2 protein-coding genes are annotated in these 2604 nt (G+C 56.2%); both read right to left on the bottom strand.

Features of this window, described 5'->3' with window-relative positions:
• Positions 1-336 precede the first annotated feature (336 nt).
• Entirely contained in the window at positions 337-1341 is a 1005-nt protein-coding gene (locus tag YUO_RS43405; RefSeq protein ID WP_063830357.1) for a phosphotriesterase family protein, read from the bottom strand.
• A 104-nt stretch (positions 1342-1445) separates the two neighbouring features.
• Positions 1446-1655 (bottom strand): hypothetical protein, encoded by a 210-nt coding sequence (locus tag YUO_RS0137630; RefSeq protein WP_028351709.1) that lies wholly within the window; start codon positions 1653-1655, stop codon positions 1446-1448.
• Positions 1656-2604 lie beyond the last annotated feature (949 nt).

Raw genomic sequence — 2604 nt, 5'->3', positions numbered from 1 at the left:
TAATCTGCTCTTCAGTGAACCTTGCTCGCTTCATTGTCCGTCCTCTTCGGGGCGGACTCTAACTCCTTCTGGCGGAAATACTCAGTGGCAGGTCAAAGCTAGGCAGGAGGACACGTCCAGTGATCCCACAATCGGTGTCCTTTTCAGTGCACTGACGAAACTCACGACTCGTGAGCCACCTCCACAAGCACGAGGCCGAGGATGCTCGGCTCGACCAACCGAATATGTGGCACCAAAGCCGTCTTTAGGCCGCCAATAAAATCGGAGACGCGTTAGTGCGCCCACGGCCGCTTTGAGCGGCCCAATTCCTAAAGCCCCCGGCTTTGCCGGGGATACTTATCTTGCCGCCTTCTCCGGCAGAACTTCACCGGCAAAGAACCGTCGAGGGTTGTCCTCCAAGATTGAGACGATGTCCGTCTGGCTGACGCCGCGTGCGCGCAGCATCGGGATAAAATCGGTGAACATGTAGGTGTGCGGTTGCCAGAGTCCCCGTGACTTCAGGCGTTCGATCTTGGCCATCTCTTCGGAGGTTAGTTGGCGCGTCGTCGGCTTGCCGAGATAGCCGCAGAGGCGGTCCATGCTCATCATGATCTGCGCACCAAAGCCATCGCGCACGAGCTGCGCCACACTATCGGCGCGAACGTCGTCCCGTTGGACGTGCTCCATCCCGATTTGATCGAACCCGATGTAAGAGCCACCGTCCACGACGCGCCGATGGTAAGCGTGATCGGGGTTGATGCAGCAATGGCCAATCAGGCAGCGATGGGCGGCAACGCCGCCGACCGCGAACAGCTGCTGCTGTTCCGACCCGGCGCAGCCCTCTGTAGTGTGGGTGATGATAGGCACGCCCGTCGCCTTCTGTGCGATACAGGCAGCGGCCAGGAACTTCTTCTCCTGATTAGTGACAACGGGAGCGCTCGTCGCCACCTTGAGAGCGCCGGCCTTCACACCGGTGTCGCCGATGCCGTGGGTGATCTCGCGGATGTAAAGCTCGGCAATCTCATCGACGGCGCGGGCGCGCCAGTAGAACGGCACCCCCCTTTCCTCGTAATAAAATCCCGTGGTACAAATCACCTGCATGCCGGATGTTTCGGAAATCTCCTTCATTAGGGCGACGTCGCGGCCGAGTTCGATTGGACAGGGATCTACGAATGTGCGCACGTTATGCTCTGTGCGCAGTTGTACCAGGCGCCGAACCGCCTCCTCGATTAATCCCGCACGGCAGAATTTGGCGAGCGGATCGAACCAAGCACCGGGAAAAGCGATGAACAGATGCTCGTGCATTAGTGTGCGTCCGAGGCTCTCGACTGGGATCGGCCCTGTTACTGTCTGAACCATCATGCGCTGCTTCTCCTCAGCTGTAGTGCATTGTCTGCAGTGTGGAGGGAATCACACCAGGATAAGAGGACCACGGCGAGGACTCGCCTTTCAACGAAGTAGGACTCCTAGCTCAGAAGCCATTCCTTGATACGCCTGTCGTTCTCGACGTCACGATCGGCATCGGGCGTCATCGTTGATGAACACCTGCTCGGGATTGTTAAAATCGGAAAGCCAACGTCGCGCTTTCTCATCCAGGACTTGCTCGGAAACACTCCAAGTTGATCGGCCAATATGACCTGCTCTTCCGACCTGGTGACGAATTCAAGAAACTGCATCGTAATGTCCTTCGTTCGGCACAATCAAGTGTTCCGTTGCTTTTCCAAACTGGCCGAAGGCGGAATCCATCGGAGTACCCGCTAGCTTCCTAGCCCCACCGTTCACATACGCGTAGGTGACTCAATTTCAATCGTTAAAAAAGCCCCTCTCACTGCCTGTGGCGCACGACCTATCAATATGAGGCAGATCCAGATCCGATCCAGCACCTTGAAAGCACGGTCTACATCAAGCGGGTACAGCTTACTTGCCGCAATATCGTGGCCAAACAAGACGAGCTCCAATGTTACCAACACTAGCCAGTCGAGGCTTCTTAACGCAACTTCGTCATACTTCATTTAATTAGAAAGCCAGACAATCGATGGGATGGCAACTACCCTTTCTTGTTATTGCAATATCGTTAGAGTGCAAATGCGGCGTGGTCCCACGGCGCGTCTGTTCTCGCGCTCAAGACTTGCGCAGGTCGGTGGCTTCTTTCTGTACCTTGACGAGCTTCACAAAGTGCTCGATTTCAAAGTCGGCTAAGGGGAGGCTTCCGCGAGTTCAGCTCTCATCGCCCTTGCGGCTTGAGCTCCTCTGAAATGGGATGCATCATAGTGACCTTATGCGATCAATGACTTGCATAGAACAAAAGGAATAGCCGCGAGAGACCAAATGATATTTCGACCTTTGGTGAAATTTCTTATCCGCCTGCTGCCTGCCGGCGTCAAGCTCGCGGTCGACCAGGGCGCTGCTGCGCGAGGACGGCATCGCCGAGATTCCAAACCCGGTCGAAGCTGGCACGTACGCATGGCATGGGTATGGGGCTGGCGATCGCCCGCACGATCGTCGAAGCCCCTCACGGACAGATTACCGCAACCAGTTGACGCATGTGCATCGCCGATGATCCGCGGCGCCGGATAACCTCACTTCGGGAAGCATTCGCGTAGCTTCACTTTCCAGAATTTTCCG

Origin of the sequence: Bradyrhizobium murdochi (assembly GCF_000472965.1) — a bacterium.
Classification (GTDB): Bacteria; Pseudomonadota; Alphaproteobacteria; order Rhizobiales; family Xanthobacteraceae; genus Bradyrhizobium; species Bradyrhizobium murdochi.
This window is presented reverse-complemented; position numbering and strand designations above follow the sequence as displayed.

Excerpts from the sequence above, each read along its gene's own strand:
- YUO_RS43405 (WP_063830357.1), bottom strand. The coding sequence starts at position 1,341 with ATGATGGTTCAGACAGTAACAGGGCCGATCCCAGTCGAGAGCCTCGGA.
- YUO_RS0137630 (WP_028351709.1), bottom strand. The coding sequence starts at position 1,655 with ATGCAGTTTCTTGAATTCGTCACCAGGTCGGAAGAGCAGGTCATATTG.